Origin of the sequence: Spirosoma oryzicola (assembly GCF_021233055.1) — a bacterium.
GTDB classification, from domain to species: domain Bacteria; phylum Bacteroidota; class Bacteroidia; order Cytophagales; family Spirosomataceae; genus Spirosoma; species Spirosoma oryzicola.
The window spans coordinates 1,420,773-1,439,938 of sequence record NZ_CP089538.1; the positions used below are offsets into that span (position 1 = coordinate 1,420,773).

Consider the following 19,166-nt stretch of genomic DNA (forward strand, 5'->3'; position numbering starts at 1 on the left):
GCAGCAGGTCTAGCTGTTTTTGATAATTTCTTTTAACACTGCCTGTGCTGACCATTCGCGATTCGCGGCTTGTTCGATAACCAGCGATTGCGGACTGTCCAGGACTTCATCTGACACCTTCAGATTCCGACGGACGGGCAGACAGTGCATGAACTTGCCGTTGTTGCTCCGGCGAATGTCATCCATCGTGACCGCCCAGGATGGGTCCTGAGTAAGCACCTGACCGTACTGCGTGTAGGACGACCAGTTTTTACCGTAAATAAAGTCAGCCCCTTCGAATGCTTCGTCCTGGTTGTAGATAACGCGGGCGTTGCCAACAAATTCAGGAGCTAGTTCGTAGCCTTCCGGATGGGTCACCACAAAGTCGACATCACCCGAATTGGCGCGGGCGTTCATCCATTCGCAGAACGAATTAGCAACGGCCTGCGGTAAGGGTTTGAAGTGCGGAAGCCAGGTCAGTACCACTTTCGGGCGGGCGGTGGTTTTGGCTTCTTCGATGGTGATGCAGTCGGCGAGTGATTGCAGTGGGTGGCGCGTAGCCGATTCCAGATTGACAATCGGGACCTTCGCGTACTTGGCGAACTGGTGCATCACCTGCTCTTTATAATCTTTATCGCGATCTTTCAGTTCGGCAAATGCGCGAATACCGATGATGTCGCAATATCGTCCGATTACGGCGGCTGCCTCCCGAACGTGTTCGGCCTTGTCACCGTTCATCAGGACGCCTTCTTCCATCTCCAGTCCCCAGCTATCCTGCCCGACGTTCATGGTCATCACATTCAGGCCAAGGTTCTGAGCCGCTTTCTGCGTACTCAAGCGAGTGCGCAGACTGGAATTAAAGAAGATCAGGCCAATGGTTTTGTTTTTACCAAGTTGCTGGTCAGCAAATGGATTGGCTTTGGCATCACGGCCAGCTTGTATCAGAGCGTCGAGGTCAGTGACGTCGGCGAGGGAAAGAAAATTAGTCATTTAATTTTACCGTAAAAGGCAAGTGCAGCTTATAACGCTTCTTGTGTCAAGTGGTCGGAAGACTCACCGAATTGGATGCATTAAGAATATGTGGAGTCGAGTTTTCACACCCAACTCCATGAGAAAAATTGGTTAAGCCTCGGTTCTTTCCGTTTTTAAGCATGTATTCAGTGCTTCTAAGAACATATCCGCTTCGTCAATACCGATGGCTAGCGAAGGAAGCAGACGAATGATGTTCTTGCCAGCTACACCCGTAAACTGCTTGTGTTCGAACAGCAGATTTTTGCGTAGCGCTTCAACCGGGAAGTCGTACTCAATACCGATCATCAATCCCCGACCGCGTAGCTCTTTGTAACCACCGATCTGTTGAATACCTTTTGTGAAGTAATCACCCATGCGAACGGCGTTTTCGATCAAACCTTCGTCGTTCATAATGTCGAGTACGGCGATAGCGGCAGTACAGGCCAGATGGTTTCCGCCAAACGTGGTTCCGAGCAAACCGTAGCTGGCTTTGAACTTAGGCGAAATCAGAATGCCACCAATCGGGAAGCCGTTGCCCATGCCTTTCGCCATCGAGATAATATCGGCCTGAATACCGCTAAACTGGTGCGAAAAGAATTGGCCCGAACGACCGTAGCCACACTGCACACCGTCCAGAATCAGTACGGTTCCAGTTTCGTCGCAGCGTTTGCGGAGCGTTTGCAGAAAATCATCACTCGCGACGTGAATGCCGCCAACACCCTGAATGCCTTCCACGATCACGGCGCAGGTTTCGGTTGTGATGGCTTCGCGAGCGGCCTCTGCGTCATTGTAGGGTAGAAAGGTAACGTGTTTGTTATAATTGACCGGAGCAACGATGGCCGAATTATCCGTAGCGGCAACGGCACCGGCAGTACGTCCGTGAAATCCTTTTTTAAACGCGATTACCTGGGTCCGATTGTTATGGAAAGAAGCCAGTTTTAGGGCGTTTTCGTTTGCTTCGGCACCCGAGTTGCACAGGAACAGCGCATAGTCGGTTTGGCCCGAAAGACTTTCCAGCTTTTCGGCTAATTCCTGCTGTTGCGGAATTCGGACCGAATTCGAATAGAACGAAATTTTATGCAGTTGGTCGGTCAGCGCCTGCACGTACCGTGGATGCGTGTGTCCAACCGAAATGACGGCATGACCGCCATATAGATCCAGGTAGCGGGTCCCGTTGTTGTCCCACAAATAGCTACCCTGCGCCCGAACAGGTTCGATGTCGTAGAGCGGGTAAACGTTAAAAAGTTCAGCCATTGCCAAACCGGATAACTTATGCATCCGGTATTTACGATGATAGTGATGACCAGGTTCGTGAAAACCAGTGCAAGTTTACGGAGAATCAGGGGGAAAACGGCGATTAAACGTAAAAAGGAAGCCCACGGGCTTCCTCGAAAACACGGCGAATGACAAGAAGCGTCGTTTAAACTTGCTTTCTAAAGTCTTCCAGGATTTGTCGTGCTGCGTCCGGCTGCTCAACCATGCTCAGATGCCCCGCGCGCTCAACCGGAGCAACGGTGATGCGCTCGGATAGATCCGCCAGTTTTTCAGTCTTCTCGAACGAAATAATCTGGTCTTCTTTTCCTAAGACGAGCAACACCGGAAACGTTGCTTCACATAAGACGTGCGTCCGGTCCGGACGACTGGCGATAGCTCCCATACCTACAACCAGCGCATCGGTTGGCAAACTGCGAAAACGGTCTACCAGCGTTTGAACCTGCTCAGCGGGATAGCTGGGAGCAACTGTTTTGGGCAGTTGCTTTTCAATAAACTGCGCTCCACCCTGATCCCGTATGGTTTCAATAAGCTGCTTGCGCTGGGCTTTACGGTCTTCATCGTCAGCGTAGGCCGTAGAGTGGAAAAGGACCAGTCCACGTACCTGTTCTGGGTAACGCTCGGCAAAGGCAAGAGCGATGTAGCCGCCCATCGAATGCCCAACCAGCACAACCTCGTCAATGGCTGCATCCTGCAAGCGGGCCGCTAGTTCTTCAGCGTAGGCTTCAATGGACGAATGAGACGTTAGCCGGGAAAAGTCTGGTTTCAGAACGGGCCCCGTTGATGCCAGATCGGCGTAGATGCTATCCCATATGGATGCATCTACGCCGTGGCCATGTATCAGTACGAATGACACTGGATTTTGCATGCTTTACGCAACTAGCTCTACGAGCGTACGAGGTCCAGAACGATCAGGATCAAACCAACCACAAGGGCTATTCCACCCAGTGTTGCACCAAATCCATTACCAATCAGCAGCAGCAGTAAACCAGCTGCGGCAACAATAATCCCAATCGTGAACATAGATTTAACCATGGTCCGCTCGGGAGACAGTTGTTTCTTGATTTTCTTGTCGATGTTTTTGAGCGTTATCCGTTCCAGGAAGCTCATCTTCTTGGCTGCTACGTTCGTATTCGTAGCCGACGCTGTTTGGGCAGGCGTAGCGTTGAGCAGTGATTTTACCCGCGCGATCCGCTTCGTCAACTTGTTGCTCGAAGCTAACTTGGAATCATTGTGCACGTAGGCTTCAATCTGATTGACGGCTTGCTTTGCCTGAGCGACCTGCTCAGTAGGAGCGGCTACGGGCGTAGCTACCTCTGTAACGGTTGCGGGCGCTTCAACAGATGGCGCTGGCGTAGCTACGGCAACGTTTGCTGCAACTTCTGTTTTTGGAGTGTGGTAATTCTCTACCGGTCCACGTTGAAAATAAGCTACCGGACGGCTGCACGACGATAGAACGGCAGCTCCGATGAATGCTGCGTAGATGTGTTTGGTCATTGTTTTCATAGAGTTGTTTTGTTTAATGACTACCTGTCGGTTATCAATCCCAACAACCACGCATCTACTACTTTGTTATCCAAACCGGGCGAAGGAAAGAAATCTCTTGAAAAAATCGCGTAAATGGTCGTCTATTCCCATAAAAAATCGCCGTAAGCATCCGGACGGAGCGTTACGGCGATTTTTATTTCAGGGATGATGCGACTAGGATTCGAGAACGCCCAGTAGAATCAGTACGATACCGACAACCAGCAGAACCAGACCGATTACGCCGATTACGCCGGTGAATATAAGCGACAAGAGAAGACCGATAGCACCGATGATAATACCGTTTTTGGTATTGCGGTTTAACGCTTTCGTATCTTCGGGTGCTACGTGATTTTTGATTTTTTTGTCAATCTTCTTGAGCATAGCCCGCTCAACCAGCGACATTTTCTTGGTCGATGCAACGTTGGTCGACACAGCAGCTTTGTCACTAGCCGTAGCCAGCAATTCGTTTATTTTCGCCATGCGCTTCGTCAGCTTTTTGTTCGATGCCAGTTTGCTGTCGTTGCGAACGTACGCTTCGATTTGGCTGATGGCCTGTTTCGCCTGTGCTACCTGTTCGGCAGGAGCAGAAACTACTTCCGCGGCTGGCGCAGCAATTGCTGTTGGCTCGGCGGCTGCTTCAGCCGGCGTTACAGGCGCAACAGGTGCGGTTTTAGCCGTAAAATGCTCGCGTTGAGTTGGCTGAAAATAAGCAACTGGACGGCTGCATGAAGAAAGAATAGATGCACCAATTAAGGCAACAAAAAGGTGTTTGGAGATCGTGCTCATAGAGTACGTTTTTTTAGTGGGACAATAAAATTATCAACCTCAACAACTGAACTCCTATCGGTTTGTTACGAGATCATATTATAATCTTAGAAAAAAACTGAAAATCGAGTGAATGAACCGGCCCAAAAACAAGGTCCCCCTGGCTTATCGTAAGCCAGGGGGACCTTGTTTTTGGTCGCTGTGCGTTCTTTACAATAAGCCGAACAGCAGGACAACAGCACCCAGGAGCAGGGCGATAAGACCGATGGTTGCACCGGTACCGCTCGCCAGCAGGAGTAGCAATAAACCAACGATGACCAGAACGGCACCGGTTGCCAGTGTTCCGGTGCTTACCATTGTCTTGTTGGGGTTAGATGGAGCCAATTGTTTGCTGATCTTTTTGTTCATTTTCTTCAGCATCAACCGTTCCATCAGGCTTGCTTTTTTGGGAGTCGCTGTTTCCGACGGTGCCAGTGATGATTTGGCAGACGTAGCGGTCGCCAGTGCGCGGATGCGATTCAGGCGTTTCTGAACGGTTTTGTCAGCCGCTAGCTTGCTGTCATTACGGACCAGCGCATCTACCTGATCCAAGGCTTCGTTAACTTGAGTAGCCTGAACAGCCTGAGCCGTTGGCTGAGGAGTTGTTTCGGCTGTAGTAACCGCAACGGCGGGTTGAGCAGGTGTCGTTGCTTCGGTTACTGGTGCTGGTGTTGAAGGAGCTACCGCGAAATGTTCGCGTTGACTTGGTTGAAAATAAGCAACCGGACGGCTACAGGCAGTGAATAGTGAGGCCATCATCAAAGCGGCCATAAGACGTTGTGTACCGATTTTCATTGTGTTTAACTGATTAGTGTGTGTAAGAACATAAACTAATTATCAGGGGGTAAACTGGCTCTTCCTTTATTTGTTGAGGCCATTGTTTTATTCCGAGTTAATGGTTGATAAAAAATAAACCCCGATTCTGCGCAGAATCGGGGTTTTGTGAGGGGAGTTGCTCCGTTTATCAGGCGACTGAACGGAGCTGGTACGTGCTCGATTTGCCGAATTTTTCACGGGCGTATTCCAGACTAATCGTCAAGTCATTAACGCCGGTTTGCGATGGCATTTCAAACATGGCATCGGTAATGATGGATTCGCAGATGGAACGAAGTCCCCGTGCGCCAAGTCCGTATTGTAAGGCTTGATCCACGATGTAATGCAACGCGTTGGTATCCCAGTGAAGGGTGATGCCTTCCATCTGGAAAAGCTTGCTGTACTGTTTGGTGATCGCGTTTTTAGGCTCCGTCAGAATCTGCATCAGCGCTTCGCGGTCCAGCGGTTCGAGGTGCGTCATCACGGGAAGCCGACCGATGAGTTCCGGAATCAAGCCGAACGACTTCAGATCAAGCGCCGAGATATAACGCATCAGGTGACCTTTCTCGAAGGTTTCATTCAGGCGTCGGTCGCCCGAAAAACCGATGGGTCGGGTGTTGATCCGTTTGGCAATGTGCCGGTCAATACCGTCGAAAGCACCCCCGCAGATAAACAGGATGTTTTCGGTATTCAGCGCAATCAGACGCTGATCAGGGTGTTTACGTCCGCCCTGGGGAGGAACATTCACGACTGATCCTTCGAGAAGTTTGAGAAGAGCCTGCTGAACGCCTTCTCCGCTTACGTCGCGGGTAATGCTTGGATTATCGGATTTACGGGCGATTTTGTCGATCTCATCAATGTACACGATTCCCCGCTCGGCTGCGTCAACGTTGTAATCGGCGGCTTGAAGGAGACGAGTCAGGATCGTTTCTACGTCTTCGCCGACGTAGCCCGCTTCGGTGATGACCGTTGCATCGGCGATGCAGAACGGTACTTCCAGTATTTTTGCAATCGAGCGGGCAAGATAGGTTTTGCCCGTTCCCGTTTCACCAACCATGATGATGTTGGATTTTTCAATCGTCACGTCATCATCGGTCTTGGGCTGCATCAATCGTTTGTAGTGGTTATAGACAGCGACTGTAATCGCTTTTTTGGCTTCATCCTGACCAATAACGTATTGATCGAGGTGACGCTTCATATCGACCGGCTTGATGAGATTGATATTCACCTCAACCGGTTCGCTCCGCTTGGGGCGCATCTCTTCCAGTACCACCTGATGGCCTTGCTCAATGCAATGGTTGCAGATGTGGGCGTCGATTCCCGACAGCAGCAGCATTACTTCATTTTTGCGCCGTCCGCAGAACGAGCAACTGATTTGTGGCATGTACGTATAGAATGCAGTAGTTATAGAAATGGATAGCCGCTAACTAAGCCCTGATCCGAGTGAATGAGTTCCTCCTGCCGGGGGAGATCGATCAAACCGGGTAAAAAAAAGACCTGGTTTACCCAAGGTCAGTTGTCACTAACAAAGTTATAATTCGGGCCTGACAAGGACAAGCCGGAATGTAACTGATGTCGTGATTTTTTGGTGTAAAACAAGAGCGCAGATCGCCGGAAGCGATCTGCGCTCGTTCAGATCCTACGCTATATCGACTATTTCTCCCGACGTAATACTTCGTCGATCAAGCCGTATTCCTTGGCTTCGTCGGCCCGCATCCATTTGTCACGGTCCGAATCTTTTTCGATTTCTTCAACCGTTTTACCCGAATGGTGCGCCAGAATCTGGTACAACTCTTCGCGGAGTTTAACGATTTCGCGAGCCGTGATCTCAATATCAACCGACTGACCCTGCGCACCACCCGAAGGCTGGTGAATCATAACGCGTGCGTGCGGAAGGGCCGACCGTTTTCCAGCGGCACCGCCAGCCAGCAGCACAGCACCCATCGATGCGGCCAGGCTCGTGCAGACCGTGGCTACGTCGGGCCGTACGTATTGCATTGTATCGTAAATACCCAGACCAGCATATACAGAACCGCCGGGGCTGTTCAGGTACATCAAAATATCTTTCTTAGGATCGGCTGATTCGAGGAACAGCAGCTGAGCCACGATAATGTTGGCGATGTTATCGTCTACGGGCAGACCCATGAAAATAATCCGGTCGGCCATCAGTCGCGAGAATACGTCCACTTCACGGAAATTCATTGGACGCTCTTCGATAACCGAGCGGGTCATGTTTTCGACAGTGTGGTTCATGTAACCATCTACAGTCAGGCCGTTAAGACCCATGTGGTGTACCGCAAACTTGCGGAATTCTTTTTCGTAATTCATAATTGGGTTTACTCCTTTAGTTAAAGAACGAATAACGGGCGTTTCCGGTTCGAGAATTTTAGAGCTTGGCCATCCGTGGGCCAGCCACTAGCGTTCATCCGAATTCTTTCTTTGCAAATTTGCGTTATCCTCCCGAAAAGTAATGTCAGTTTAGGTTTAGAATTTATCGTAGTTACTTGATATGAAGACATCCATTGAAGAAAAAATACGTCTGCACCGTCTTCAGCGGGGGTTGTCGCAGGAAAATATGGCCGATCTGCTCAGTTTATCGACAACCGCTTACGGCGATATTGAGCGCGGTAAAACCGATCTGACGCTTTCTCGCCTGAACCAGATTGCTCAGGTGCTGGATATGTCGCCACTTGCTTTACTTTCCGACGAGGCCGTTCAGGTACAGGTCGTCGAGCAAAAAAGTAATGCGGATACCGAGCACGAACTGGAGACATTGCACCTGATCGTTGAAAAGCAGCAAGTTGAAGTAGATAAATTACGTCTCGAAGTGGATCACTGGCGACGGAAATACGAAGACCGGATTGCGCTCGAATTAGCCCGGACGCTGGGCCTCCAGCAGACCCGCGAGCGGATTGGCTTTTAATTGCCAACGGCAGGACACTGTGTGGGGTCAGGTACGAATACCTGACCCCACACAGTGTCCTGCCGTTGTTTCGTTTTCTACAGTGACGCAAACTTATGGCGGTAGAACGCGTAGAAAATCAGCGGAAAAATAAACAGTGTCAGCAGCGTTGCCGTAATTAAGCCGCCGATCACCACGATTGCCAGGGGCTTGGCCGTTTCGGAGCCGATGCCGTGCGAGATAGCCGCCGGGATCAGGCCGATGCCCGCCATCATGGCCGTCATGACAACGGGCCGGATGCGCGACACTACCCCCTGGTGAATCGAGTCGTTGAGCGTCATCTTGTTGTGCAGGTTCTTTTTGAAGACCGAGATCAGAATGACGCCGTTCTGAATGCAGATACCGAACAGGGCGATAAAGCCAATACCCGCCGAAATGCTGAAATTGACGTGCGTAATGAGCAGCGCGGCAATCCCGCCGATGATCGCAAACGGTACGTTGAACAGCACCAGCCCGGCATCTTTCACGTTGCCAAACAGCACAAACAGAATAAAGAAAATTCCCAGTAGGCTGATCGGTACCACTTGTTCCAAACGAAGCGTCGCCCGTTGCTGGTTCTCGAAATCACCCGCCCATTTTACCGTATACCCCGCTGGTAACTTCACGTTGGACGCTACTTTTTGCTGCGCTTCGGCAACGGCACTACCCATATCACGACCCCGAACGGAAAACTTCACAGCCCCGTAGCGTTGTCCGGCTTCCCGGAAGATAAGCACCGGTCCGGTTTGGGTGTAGACCTTGGCAATTTCCTTGATCGGAATCATCGAGCCGTTTTCGGTGGGTACCATCAACCGGCTGATCTGCTGCTCGTTGGAGCGGAAAGGTAGGTCGTAACGAATTCGTAAGTCAAATTTTCGCTCCCCTTCGTATATCTGCGTAGCGGCTTTCCCACCAATCGCCATTTCAATGACGGCTTCGGCATCGGCTTTGTTGACGCCGTAGACGGCCAGTTTGCGTTCGTCCAGTTCGACGCGCATCTCAGGCTGCCCCGTCGTACGGATCAGGCCGAGGTCTTCGATGCCCTGTACAGTAGCCAACTGCTTCTGAATTTCGGCGCCTTTCTCTTCCAGAATGTTTTGGTCAGGACCGTAGATTTTAACGGCAATGGAGCCCTTGACGCCCGATACCGCTTCTTCGACGTTGTCCATGATCGGTTGCGAGAAGTTGAAATTGACGCCGGGAAAGACGCGAAACCGTTCCTGCATTTTATCGACCAGTTCTTCTTTTGTCAACCCACTTTTCCACTCGTCCTGTGGATAAATGTCAACCAGAAACTCAATATTGTAAAAACCTGTCGGGTCAGTGCCGTCGTTCGGACGACCCGTCTGGGAGATAACGCCCTTTACTTCGGGGAAATCCTCGAAGATACGGCGCATCTGAACCGTTTGCTTGACCGACTCCGGCAACGAAATGCTCATCGGCATCGTTGCCCGCACGTAGATCGACCCTTCGTTCAGTTCGGGTAAGAACTCGGTACCCAGCAGCGTAAAACCCGACAGACCGATGGCAACGATAACGAAGGTCACCAGCAGGCTCATTCGTTTGTGGGCGAAGGTAAAACCAAATGCTTTGGTTGAATACTTCGTTACTACGTTCACGAACGGGTTATGTTTTTCGCGGACGTTCTTCTTCAACAAAATGCTGGCCAAAACGGGCACGAGCGTTAGCGTAAAAATCAGTGCACCCAGCAAGGCAAAGCCCAAGGTCCAGGCCAGGGGCGAAAACATTTTACCTTCCACTTTCTGGAACGAGAAAATCGGAACGAGGCAGGTAATGATGATCAGCTTGGAGAAGAAAATGGCTTTCCCCATTTCGGTGCCGGTCTTACGCAGAACACCTAGTTTCGCCAGTTTATTGAATTTGGTCATGCCCCGTTCGTGCGCCAGTTCATCAAGGGTTACGAAGATACCTTCTACCATCACAACGGCTCCGTCCACGATAATCCCGAAATCGATGGCACCCATCGAGAGCAGATTCGCCGACATACCTTTGAGCCGCAGACAAATAAAGGCAAACAGCAAGGCCAGCGGAATGACGATAGACACCGTTACGGTTGTGCGCCAGTCGGCCATGAACAGAAACACGATGACCGTTACGAATACGATGCCTTCAATGAGGTTGTGCGTAACGGTATGCGTCGAAAAATTGATCAGCGTTTCGCGGTTGTAAAACGTATTGATCTGTACGTCGGAAGGCAGGATGCTGTTGTTCAGCTCGTTGATCTTGTTTTTTACCCGCTCAATGACCGCGCTGGGATTTTCGCCCTTGCGCATAACCACAATACACTCAACCACGTCGTCCTGCTTATCGCGGCCAGCCTGACCAAGCCGGGGCAAAGCTGCCTCGGATACCTGCGCCACGTTGCGAACCATGATTGGTGTTCCGTTGGCGTTTTTGATAACGATGTCCTGAATATCCTGCTGATTTTTGAGCAGGCCAATACCGCGAACAACGTACGCTTCTGAATTTTTTTCAATCACATCGCCCCCCACGTTGACGTTGGAGTTGGCCACCGCCTGGTAGAGTTGTAAGGGCGTAATGTTGTAATCGGTCAGGCGACGCGGATCGACCGAAATCTCGTACGTCTTTACTTCGCCCCCAAAACTGACCACGTCGGCTACGCCCGGTACACTTTTCAGCTGCCGTTCGATTACCCAGTCCTGGAGGGTTTTTAACTCGCGGGCGGTGCGGGTCGATGACTGAAGTGTATAGCGAAATATTTCGCCGGTTGGACCATACGGCGGCTGAACGTCGGGTTTGACACCTTCGGGCAGCTCGACACCGTTGAGGAGGTTGTTGACCTGCTGGCGGGCAAACGCATCATCCACGCCGTCTTCAAAGAGGATCTTGACAACCGAGAGTCCAAAGAGCGAAGTCGACCGAATGTCCGTACGTTTCTGAACCGCGTTCAGCCCAATCTCGACAGGAATTGTCACAAACTTCTCGACCTCTTCTGCCGAGCGACCCGGCCATTGAGTAATGAGCGTAATCTGAGTATTTGTTACATCCGGAAAAGCCTCGATTGGCGTGTTCTGATAGCTGATAACGCCGACAACAACGGCCAATACCGTCAGAAAAAATATAAAAAACTTGTTCTTAAGCGAGAAGGAAAGAATGCCCTTGATGAATTTATTCATGGATTGGCGGTGTACTAAGTAGCCTGTACAAAGGTGTTCGTACCAGCTTAAATTGGGCTTAAGGCGCGGTTAAAAGCTCGTTAAATCGATAAATGGTGTGATGTGTATCAAGAGTCGAATTTGATGTATATTTTTTAGTAGTAACTTTAGTAAGACCTGTCCGGTGGTGGGTCGGAATTATCTGAAAACAAAAGACTTAATCAATTCCTTGGTACCTTATGAAGCAGATAGAGGAGATCATAAGTAACATAGCGGTAATTACTCACCTTGCCGGTGCCAGCAACTACACTTGGGTGCACTTTACAGACCGGCCTCGATTACTCGTGTCAAAGCCATTAACGTATTTTGAAGGATTGCTTCCGGCCTGCATCCGAATTCATAAAACCGTTATTATAAATCCGACTTACGTCAAATACTCGACGGCACCCTTACGCGCCAAGGCTCCTGGCTCGGTAACGATGACCAACGGTGATGAGCTGCCCGTCAGCCGTCGGCGGTGGCTGGAAGTGGCAGAGATGCTACAGTGTCCCGAGCCGCTGGGTGACTCGGTGATGCTGGGAGGGCTGACGGGTCAATCGGTGAAAAAAGTAGGTAACTCTTTTGCGGGGCAGCCAACGTGGGGGGAAAGCCTGCGCGAGCGGTTTATGTTTGCTTATATGCAGGACGAGCGACGGAGCCACTTGTTTGCCGAAGTCGTGAACGAGCAGAACCCGGCTATGCAAATCAAATATTTTGATACGAGTGCCTCGCTCACCGGGCAGATGACTCAGGTGAAAAACCTTAGCTTACCGACAATGATTGTGCTGGAAGTGCGCAATGTCGGCTGGTCATTGCTCAACACACTGGAGTTTATCAAGAAAAACAACCGCTTCCGGCACATTCCAACGGTCATTTTCATTCGGGAGCCGTCGGGCAGTGATGTTGAAGTATGCTATGCTGCCGGAGCTAATTCCGTTGTTTGCCAATCGGGCTTCATGGGCTTTGGAGAGGCCGCTAAACAAATCTGCCAATACTGGCTAACATTTGCCAGCCTGCCTCTCGATTGAAAAGAAGTACGACAGAGACCTAATTAAAGTACCAGCCGGTCATTGGGAAGTGTAACCGTTTCCCACCAGTAAACACGGAGCGTCTGGATGTATTTTTCCCACTGTTTTACATCAGTCGGCTTGGTGATGTATGATGTGCTGCCGTAGAAGTAGGACTCAGTGATATCCTCCCGATTGTTCGAATAGCTTAAGATAACGACCGGTACCTGTTTGTAGGACGAACTGTCATGCTTAAGCTGTTTCAGTAAGTTCCACCCCTGTTCACGTCCGGGTAAGTACAGATCCAGCAAAATCAGTTTGGGAAGGTCTTCTCCAGTCAGGAAGCAGCTATCCAGATAGGCAATAGCCTCTTCGCTGTTTGTCACCCGTACCTCTTTAACCTCCGGTAAAGATCGTCGAATTGCCAGCTGAATCAAATGCCAGTGGTCATCATTATCTTCAATGACAAGCAAACTGGCGTGCTTAAAATTAGCGTTGCTAATCGGTAAACCTTGACGAGTTATGTTCATTTTTATGTCGAAGAGAAAAGTCAAACTGGTATGCAATATAAGCAATATAGTCAAGAATATTGACGAATGACGCTGTTTAAAAAGCAGTGTACTGATAGGTATATACGTTAACCTGGCCGTTGCCTCATTTTAATGAACATTAATCGAATTCACTCTACAGGTCAGTAAGTGTTGTCTAGCTATTTAACGGATTGAAAATCCACTACTTAGGATAGTCTGTTCAAACCATAGTGGGGAGAAAAAGTAGGCTGAACATGGTTCGTGAAAACCACAGGTGTCTGTTGCAGTTACTGATTCAAACCACAATTCCAATGCTATCAAATCCTGCTAACGCTATGACAAACGAGCCATCTCCGTCGGCTCCGCTGAAACCGGACTTAGCTACCTTCTTATTTGCCCGACGTGAAGCCATCTTGAACGAGTGGCGTACCAACTGCGAACGGGACTCAAGTTTACAAACGGTTTCTGCACTCAGCCGCGAAGAATTTAATGACATGGTCCCAACCCTCCTGAATATACTGGGACAACGGTTACGGGGCGAACGAATTGATTTAGATCCCGTGCAGACCGCTAATGAGCATGGGCTGCATCGCTGGCAAAAAGGCTACGCGCTCCGAGAACTTTTACAGGAAATCGGGCATCTCTTTAGCGGAATTTCTGACGAGCTAGGGGCTTATGCTAAACTGTATCCAGACGCGAATGCTCTATTGCTGATGCAGGCTCACCGCGAAGTGATGGGACTTTACGAAGACACGATTGTTGGAAGTGCAGCCCGCTACGACGAACTAGAACGGACTGCCGCAGCAAGCCGGGCCACCACACTTCAGTTGGCACTCGATCAATTAAACGAACTGGTTCGTCAGCGGTACGACATGTTGCGAACGTCCAGTCACGATTTGCGAAGTAGTGTCGGTCTTGTGCAGGGAGCGGCCTTTATGCTTGATCTGGATACGATCAGCGCCGAAGATCGTAGCCGCCTGATGGATACGCTTAACCGGAACCTGGCCAATCTGGAAAAGATGCTACAGAGTCTGATGAGTCTGGCGCGGCTGGAAGCCGGACAGGACGTTGCTGAGGTAAGCGAGTTCGACGTGGCAAAACTAGTGCGGGAGCTAGCGGAGAGCACACAGCCGTTGGCCGATCAGCAGGAATTAACACTGTTAACCAGTGGACCGGAACAACTCATTGTCGAGAGTGACTCCGGTAAAGTACACCGGATCGTCCAAAACCTGTTAGTAAATGCGCTGACCTACACCGCATCGGGGGTAGTGTCGGTTTCCTGGGCGATAGAAGATGATCATCGGTGGATGGTCAGCGTTCAGGATACCGGTCCGGGCCTTCCCGATAATGGACTGGGAACGTTGGTCGGAGCGCTACGCCCAACGCAGGATAGTACTTCCGTATTTGACAGCCGGGTGCCTGCCGAAGAGCCGATCAGCGATGCGCCAGGTCCTCCGCGCAAACCCAATGCGATCCGACCGAATGGGGAAGGGGTGGGCCTGCATATTGTCAAACGGTTGTGTGAACTTTTAGAGGCAAGTATTGATATTGAGACAGGGCCTGGAAAAGGTACGCTCATCCGCATTCGTTTTCCTCGCTTTTTCCGACGCTGACAAGCGTTTGTAGTTTACACGGCAATCGGGGTTCCGTGCGTTTGCTGCATAATGCCTCGCAGAGCAGGTGTACAAACGCCCAGCGCCTGCACCGTTATTTCGGATAGCCACGCTTTACCAAAAAGTCGCTGGACGGTCCGACCGATCCAGAGTCGGCGGGCAAACTGGGCGGACCATTCGCGCTGATACCGCTGTTCGAGTTCCAAACGGGTTAATTGGTTTTTCAGGAAACGGCTGGCCAGACCACTGGCCAGCTTGGCTCCATGAATGGCCATCGCCATACCATTGCCGCAGAACGGGGTAATGAGTCCTGCCGAATCGCCCGTCATCAAGATGTGGTTTTCGACCGCTTGCTTTGGGGAAAACGAAATTTCATTGATCACTTCGGGCTTTTCGTACAGAAACTCAGAATTCTCAAAGACGGCTTTCAACTGCGGATTCTGGCATAATACTGCTCGTTCCATCGCTGGAATCGTGCCGTACTGCCGTAGATTGGACCGGGTTGTCAGGTAACATAAGCAGTATTTATCGTCTTCGATTGCCGACATCCCGCAGTAACCATCCGCAAAATTATGCAGGGCAATCAGATCCGTTGGGAAGTCGGTTTTGATGTGGTATTTAACACCGATGTAAGGCGACGGTTGCCGCATAAAAGCCCGGTCGAGTGTTTTATCAAGCTTCGTTCGTTTGCCAAACGCGCCAAGTACGATCCGGCTATTTACTGTCTGAGTCCCTCCCGTTGATCGGTCGCTGGTCGAAACGATAAACAGATCTTTTGTAACCAATACGTCGTCTACCTGTTTATTAAGCAAAAACTGTACGCCAGCCGCTTTTCCCAACTGATACAGCTCATGGTCAAGTGTATACCGACTGATACCAAACCCACCCAAGTCCAGCGGAGCGTACAGCGACCGTCCGGAAGGAGCCGATACCTGAAACCGGTTGATGGTAGCCGCCCGGAGCGCCGTAGGGTCAATGCCCAACGTCTGAAGATACGGTCTGACTTCATTCGAAACGTATTCGCCACAAACTTTATGGAAGGGGTACGTTTTTCGCTCGACAAGGGTAACGGCATGACCGGCCCTTGCCAGTTCAAGCGCGCTGACCAGCCCAGCCAGTCCGCCACCAATGATGACAACATCGGTGGTCAGCTCACTGCTTGTTGCGGTCCGTACCGCATTCGGAATACGTTGCATGATCGGATAGACAACAAACGGGGCTATTTGGTTTTATAAAAAGCATTTTACATTTGCGCTATGTCCATTCTGTCCAACGATCTGAAAGCCGATTGGCAACTCAACCATTCTGTTTACACAGAAGCGTATCAATCCGGAAATTCATCCTTTATTCCTAATCTACTGCCGCCCTATGCGCTGCAATTTTCAGTTTATCAAACGCTGGAAATACTGCACAAGCGCCTGGGTAATGAGACGCTTCGGCTGTCCTTGAATCCCTTAGAGACCATTCCTAGTCCGGTCAAAGGAAAGCCGGACGGCGAATGGTTGAAGCGCAGCAATATGGTTGGCGTGAATGTCCGCACGGTTGGTTCGTTCTGGAAGGTTGTCAATTACGCGCTGACGCTGCCTGCCAGTCACGACAGCATTCATCTGCTGCCGATTTGGGAGCCGGGCGTGGTTGGAAGCCTGTACGGTATGGTAAGCTGGCAGATCAACCCTGAGTTTTTTGATGTAGAACTGGCCCGCTACGTGCCAGCGCTGGACACTGTTGAAAAGCAATTAAAAGTAGTAATGAACCTGCTCCATGCGATGGGGCGCACCGTTGGTATGGATGTCATTCCCCATACGGACCGGTTTTCGGAGATGGTGCTGGCCTGTCCGTCGCTGTTTGAATGGGTACGGCGCGACATAGACGTAATCGCCGATCATTCGAGCATGGTGTATAAATACGCCGAAGAGGCTATCTGGCAGCATCTAAAGTACGTGGGCGCTGCCGATGGTTCACCGATAACGTACGCTAAAGACGTTTTCTTCTCGACCGACTTGTCAGTCCTGACCGATGATCAGCGGCTGCGCGTTCTGTTCGGTCACCCGAGTGATTACGCGGGACGGCTTCAACGACGAATTAGCCTGATTCGGCACCTGACTGCACAAGGAATTGAAACGGTTCCCATGACGATGGCTCCGCCTTACCGGGGGCTACACATCGATCCAACTGATTTTGTGCTGGATGAATACGACCAGACCTGGTATCAATACGAGTTTGACGAGCCCCAACTCATGTCGCGGGTGTTCGGTCCACTCGCCCGCTACCGGTTTTATGAGTCAAAGGACAACAACCAGCGCTGGGAGCTTGACTTTGACCGGCCTAACTACCCGGCCTGGGCTTACATTTGTCAGAAAGTACAGGAGTGTCAGCAAACGTATAATTTCGACTTTATGCGGGGCGACATGGCGCACGTGCAGATGCGGCCAGAAGGCGTTCCCGAAATGGTCGGCCATTATTACGATCCCCTGCGGTCGATAAAACGGTACGTTCGGGGTAATGGAGCACCTCACTTTGCTTTTTTTGCCGAAACGTTTCTGGCTCCGCCTGATGTGATGGGCTACGGCGACGAACTGGACCATCTGGAAGCCATTGACGCCGATTCGACACTCGGTGACCTGCAATCGTTGGTAGTCGGATCGGTTGATTTCAAGCAGAAGTTCGCGACCTATTACGAGTACCTAAAGACGCGCCAGTTTGCTCCCAACTTTACGGTGATGACCGCCGATAAAGACGACCCGCGTTTCGATGAATTTTACCGGACGGGTAATCTATTTCGCTACTTCACGGCGCTCTTTCTCACCGATATGCCTAGTTACGTTGGGTTAGGATTCGAACTGCGGAACCTTCACGGCGAACGGGCAATAAACGAAGAATACTCGAAGCTGTACGTCTTTCAGATTGGCGATGATCGTCAGCCCGACAAAGTTACGCATGGGCCTTACGTGTGGGGTCATAACGTAGAGCAGTTCAAAAGTATCCTGCGTATGCGGACGTTCGCCGAGCGCATCTGGCCAGCCATTGCCGGGCAGGAAACCCGCTGGCTAGTGCAGCCGGACAACAACAGCAACTACGTAGTCTGGACACATACCGAACCTACCGGATACGTTTTCGCGGCTTCCTATTCGGGAAATCTGCCCGAGTCGATACCCGGCGTGGATTTAGTCAATGCCGAACTGCTTTTCTCGGACAGCGGCTGCCGTATCTGGAAGATCGTTTAACCATATATACGCTTTCGTGTACGTTTTTGACCTGATAAGGGGCCGGCTGGTGCTGGCGTCTTTATCGGGTTGTTTTTTAGGTAGAAGGGTGTGTCATTGTACCTGTTGGATGCAGTTTAACCGGGCGAAATAGTGATTATACGGTAGTTTTTAGTTAAGTTTACCGTATTCTATGACGTTCAGCGTGTCTTATTCTGGATCCTAACTGCGTACCAATGGCAAGACTTTTTTTGCAGAAAGTAAGTCGAGTAGTTGTCTGGCTGTTTTGTATCGGGCTGACCGCTATTTTGTTGGGGTATCAAACGGTTCTCTTAAATGATCTGACGCCGAGTGCTACCGAAAAGCTGATGATCTGGCTCACTACCCGCACGATGCTGGTGATGGCGTTAGGCTACGGCTACTACATGGCCTGGCGGTATGGGCAAGGAAACAAATGGTCGGCCTGGCAGGCCGTCTTGTCGGGTGCTGCTCTGTTTGCTGGTGGCCTGGCGGCTTTCCTGATCGCGGGCGATAGTACGTTGCTTTGGCTGGCAATAGCGGGTATTCTACTTGTATTGGTACGGCACGTTGGTGAACGCTGGTTACTCCTGGGGGCGCTTGTACTGCTGTTAAACATACCCGTTCAGGTTTATCGATGGTACCGGGCGAACTGCGATGTGCCGTTTCCCACCTCCGACCAGATCGTTACCTTTGAGAAAGAACAGCACGAAATTCGTCAGCGGTGGGCAGCCAAGAACCGATACTGGATTGACCAGGATTACGAGCAGCTGGTGCGTCACCACGCTACGTACTGGCCGGGTCGAATCTGGCGCGATCTGAAAACAGGACGCTGGTCATTATTGATCGGCATGGTGTTGCTGGGCGGATTGGCCCAACGTCGGCGTACCTCTCTTCCGGCGACGGTCACTACCTCGTTAATTGCTGTCGTGGGCATCTGGTTCCTGTCGACGCTACTTGGCTTAACGTCAGTCTACACGTACGCAACGGCTGTGCGTCTGTACCTGAATAGCCTATTATTTCCCGGATACTATGTGTTCGACGGACCTGCCGCCCTGTATTTAACCGTAGCGGAGATTTCGTGGGTTAGTGGGGCATTGCTGATCGGTACAGTCATCTGGTTTCTGGCAGGCTGGACAGCGCCAAGATGGATCGTTATCGGTCAACGGGTGTTACGGAGGAGACTTACCTTTTTAAAAATTCGATCAGCCGCTTAATTGGTGAATTTGTCCATTTCTACCGGGCAAGTTGCGCGACGACGCCGTGTAGGCT

Annotated in this window: 16 protein-coding genes; 5 read left to right on the top strand and 11 right to left on the bottom strand. The window is 50.8% G+C overall.

Annotated features, from left to right (window positions below; translation table 11 throughout):
* Positions 1-9 precede the first annotated feature (9 nt).
* The 8 genes from LQ777_RS05710 to LQ777_RS05745 all read right to left on the bottom strand — a co-directional run bounded on the left by LQ777_RS05710 (position 10) and on the right by LQ777_RS05745 (position 7,734).
* Positions 10-969: an N-acetylornithine carbamoyltransferase gene (locus LQ777_RS05710; protein WP_232561558.1), complete on the bottom strand. Its 960-nt coding sequence runs from the start codon at positions 967-969 to the stop codon at positions 10-12.
* A 132-nt stretch (positions 970-1,101) separates the two neighbouring features.
* On the bottom strand, positions 1,102-2,244 hold the full coding sequence (locus tag LQ777_RS05715; protein ID WP_232561559.1) for an aspartate aminotransferase family protein: 1,143 nt from the start codon (positions 2,242-2,244) through the stop codon (positions 1,102-1,104).
* Between the two features lie 166 nt (positions 2,245-2,410).
* Positions 2,411-3,130 (bottom strand): alpha/beta fold hydrolase, encoded by a 720-nt coding sequence (locus LQ777_RS05720; RefSeq protein ID WP_232561560.1) that lies wholly within the window; start codon positions 3,128-3,130, stop codon positions 2,411-2,413.
* Between the two features lie 17 nt (positions 3,131-3,147).
* Positions 3,148-3,768, bottom strand: a complete 621-nt coding sequence (locus tag LQ777_RS05725) for a hypothetical protein (protein ID WP_232561561.1) — start codon at positions 3,766-3,768, stop codon at positions 3,148-3,150.
* A 195-nt stretch (positions 3,769-3,963) separates the two neighbouring features.
* On the bottom strand, positions 3,964-4,575 hold the full coding sequence (locus tag LQ777_RS05730) for a hypothetical protein (RefSeq protein ID WP_232561562.1): 612 nt from the start codon (positions 4,573-4,575) through the stop codon (positions 3,964-3,966).
* A 189-nt stretch (positions 4,576-4,764) separates the two neighbouring features.
* Positions 4,765-5,388: a hypothetical protein gene (locus LQ777_RS05735; protein WP_232561563.1), complete on the bottom strand. Its 624-nt coding sequence runs from the start codon at positions 5,386-5,388 to the stop codon at positions 4,765-4,767.
* A 169-nt stretch (positions 5,389-5,557) separates the two neighbouring features.
* Positions 5,558-6,790 (bottom strand): ATP-dependent Clp protease ATP-binding subunit ClpX, encoded by a 1,233-nt coding sequence (clpX, locus tag LQ777_RS05740; protein ID WP_232561564.1) that lies wholly within the window; start codon positions 6,788-6,790, stop codon positions 5,558-5,560.
* 269 nt (positions 6,791-7,059) lie between these two features.
* Positions 7,060-7,734, bottom strand: a complete 675-nt coding sequence (locus LQ777_RS05745; RefSeq protein ID WP_232561565.1) for a ClpP family protease — start codon at positions 7,732-7,734, stop codon at positions 7,060-7,062.
* 181 nt (positions 7,735-7,915) lie between these two features.
* Between LQ777_RS05745 and LQ777_RS05750 the strand changes: the two genes are divergently transcribed.
* Complete coding sequence (locus LQ777_RS05750; protein ID WP_232561566.1) at positions 7,916-8,329, top strand: helix-turn-helix transcriptional regulator; 414 nt, start codon at positions 7,916-7,918, stop codon at positions 8,327-8,329.
* 77 nt (positions 8,330-8,406) lie between these two features.
* On the opposite strand, the gene LQ777_RS05755 is transcribed toward LQ777_RS05750, so the two are convergent.
* Positions 8,407-11,505 (bottom strand): efflux RND transporter permease subunit, encoded by a 3,099-nt coding sequence (locus LQ777_RS05755; protein WP_232561567.1) that lies wholly within the window; start codon positions 11,503-11,505, stop codon positions 8,407-8,409.
* A 218-nt stretch (positions 11,506-11,723) separates the two neighbouring features.
* On the opposite strand from LQ777_RS05755, the gene LQ777_RS05760 reads away from it, so the two are divergent.
* Entirely contained in the window at positions 11,724-12,551 is an 828-nt protein-coding gene (locus LQ777_RS05760) for a LytTR family transcriptional regulator DNA-binding domain-containing protein (RefSeq protein ID WP_232561568.1), read from the top strand.
* Between the two features lie 23 nt (positions 12,552-12,574).
* Here the strand turns inward: LQ777_RS05760 and LQ777_RS05765 are convergent, their stop codons facing one another.
* Positions 12,575-13,060, bottom strand: a complete 486-nt coding sequence (locus LQ777_RS05765) for a response regulator (protein ID WP_232561569.1) — start codon at positions 13,058-13,060, stop codon at positions 12,575-12,577.
* 335 nt (positions 13,061-13,395) lie between these two features.
* Between LQ777_RS05765 and LQ777_RS05770 the strand changes: the two genes are divergently transcribed.
* Positions 13,396-14,673 carry a sensor histidine kinase gene (locus LQ777_RS05770; RefSeq protein WP_232561570.1) on the top strand — a complete coding sequence of 426 codons (1,278 nt, stop codon included), beginning with the start codon at positions 13,396-13,398 and terminating at the stop codon, positions 14,671-14,673.
* A gap of 14 nt (positions 14,674-14,687) precedes the next feature.
* Here LQ777_RS05770 and LQ777_RS05775 read toward each other — a convergent pair whose 3' ends face one another.
* Positions 14,688-15,869, bottom strand: coding sequence for an NAD(P)/FAD-dependent oxidoreductase (locus tag LQ777_RS05775; RefSeq protein ID WP_232561571.1), 1,182 nt, complete (start codon positions 15,867-15,869; stop codon positions 14,688-14,690).
* A gap of 60 nt (positions 15,870-15,929) precedes the next feature.
* On the opposite strand from LQ777_RS05775, the gene LQ777_RS05780 reads away from it, so the two are divergent.
* Positions 15,930-17,897 carry an alpha-amylase family protein gene (locus LQ777_RS05780; protein WP_232561572.1) on the top strand — a complete coding sequence of 656 codons (1,968 nt, stop codon included), beginning with the start codon at positions 15,930-15,932 and terminating at the stop codon, positions 17,895-17,897.
* A gap of 215 nt (positions 17,898-18,112) precedes the next feature.
* A complete protein-coding gene (locus LQ777_RS05785) occupies positions 18,113-19,111 on the top strand; it encodes a hypothetical protein (protein ID WP_232561573.1) in 999 nt (332 codons plus the stop codon).
* Positions 19,112-19,166 lie beyond the last annotated feature (55 nt).

Coding starts and splice junctions, on each gene's coding strand:
- LQ777_RS05760 (WP_232561568.1), top strand. CDS start 11,724: ATGAAGCAGATAGAGGAGATCATAAGTAACATAGCGGTAATTACTCAC.
- LQ777_RS05735 (WP_232561563.1), bottom strand. CDS start 5,388: ATGAAAATCGGTACACAACGTCTTATGGCCGCTTTGATGATGGCCTCA.
- LQ777_RS05710 (WP_232561558.1), bottom strand. CDS start 969: ATGACTAATTTTCTTTCCCTCGCCGACGTCACTGACCTCGACGCTCTG.
- LQ777_RS05755 (WP_232561567.1), bottom strand. CDS start 11,505: ATGAATAAATTCATCAAGGGCATTCTTTCCTTCTCGCTTAAGAACAAG.
- LQ777_RS05770 (WP_232561570.1), top strand. CDS start 13,396: ATGACAAACGAGCCATCTCCGTCGGCTCCGCTGAAACCGGACTTAGCT.
- LQ777_RS05765 (WP_232561569.1), bottom strand. CDS start 13,060: ATGAACATAACTCGTCAAGGTTTACCGATTAGCAACGCTAATTTTAAG.
- LQ777_RS05745 (WP_232561565.1), bottom strand. CDS start 7,734: ATGAATTACGAAAAAGAATTCCGCAAGTTTGCGGTACACCACATGGGT.
- LQ777_RS05775 (WP_232561571.1), bottom strand. CDS start 15,869: ATGCAACGTATTCCGAATGCGGTACGGACCGCAACAAGCAGTGAGCTG.
- clpX (WP_232561564.1), bottom strand. CDS start 6,790: ATGCCACAAATCAGTTGCTCGTTCTGCGGACGGCGCAAAAATGAAGTA.
- LQ777_RS05750 (WP_232561566.1), top strand. CDS start 7,916: ATGAAGACATCCATTGAAGAAAAAATACGTCTGCACCGTCTTCAGCGG.
- LQ777_RS05725 (WP_232561561.1), bottom strand. CDS start 3,768: ATGAAAACAATGACCAAACACATCTACGCAGCATTCATCGGAGCTGCC.
- LQ777_RS05715 (WP_232561559.1), bottom strand. CDS start 2,244: ATGGCTGAACTTTTTAACGTTTACCCGCTCTACGACATCGAACCTGTT.
- LQ777_RS05720 (WP_232561560.1), bottom strand. CDS start 3,130: ATGCAAAATCCAGTGTCATTCGTACTGATACATGGCCACGGCGTAGAT.
- LQ777_RS05785 (WP_232561573.1), top strand. CDS start 18,113: ATGGCAAGACTTTTTTTGCAGAAAGTAAGTCGAGTAGTTGTCTGGCTG.
- LQ777_RS05780 (WP_232561572.1), top strand. CDS start 15,930: ATGTCCATTCTGTCCAACGATCTGAAAGCCGATTGGCAACTCAACCAT.
- LQ777_RS05730 (WP_232561562.1), bottom strand. CDS start 4,575: ATGAGCACGATCTCCAAACACCTTTTTGTTGCCTTAATTGGTGCATCT.